Source organism: Burkholderia sp. Se-20378 (assembly GCF_017104665.1).
Lineage (GTDB): Bacteria > Pseudomonadota > Gammaproteobacteria > Burkholderiales > Burkholderiaceae > Burkholderia > Burkholderia lata.
On sequence record NZ_JAAGPG010001252.1, the window covers coordinates 1 to 629 of the forward strand.

The following is a 629-nucleotide window of genomic DNA, read 5'->3' on the forward strand; positions in this document are numbered from 1 at the left end:
TAGGTGCGCACGACGCTCGATGCGCCGCTGCAGCGCTTTGCGCGCGACACGCTGGTGCGCGCGCTGACCGAACTCAACGCGCCTGCACACCGGCGCAACGTGCAGGACGGCGCGGTCGTCGTGATCGACAACGCGACCGGCGAGATTCGCGCGTGGGTCGGATCGTCCGGCGCGCTGTCGAATGCGCGTGACGTGGATGCCGTGCTCGCACCGCGCCAGGCCGGCTCGACGCTCAAGCCGTTCCTGTATGCGCAGGCGATCGACGAGAAGCGACTGACGGCCGCGTCGCTGCTCGACGATGCACCGATCAACCTCGCCGCCGGCGGCGGCCTGTACATTCCGCAGAACTACGACAAGGATTTCAAGGGCTGGGTGAGCGTGCGCAGCGCGCTCGGCGGCTCGCTGAACGTGCCGGCCGTGCGCACGCTCGTGCTCGTCACGCCGCACCGCTTCGCACGCACGCTGACCGCGCTCGGCCTGCCGCTCGCGCAGGAAGGCGACTACTACGGCTTCAGCCTCGCGCTCGGCAGCGCGGACGTCACGCTGCTGTCGCTGACCAACGCGTACCGCGCGCTCGAGAATGGCGGCGTTGCGCACAAGGTCATCGACGTGCCCGCGGCGGCGCCGGC

At 70.4% G+C, this 629-nt stretch carries 1 pseudogene; it reads left to right on the forward strand.

Features of this window, described 5'->3' with window-relative positions:
- Positions 1 to 629: pseudogene (locus G3N93_RS41255) on the forward strand (penicillin-binding transpeptidase domain-containing protein); the annotation flags it as partial.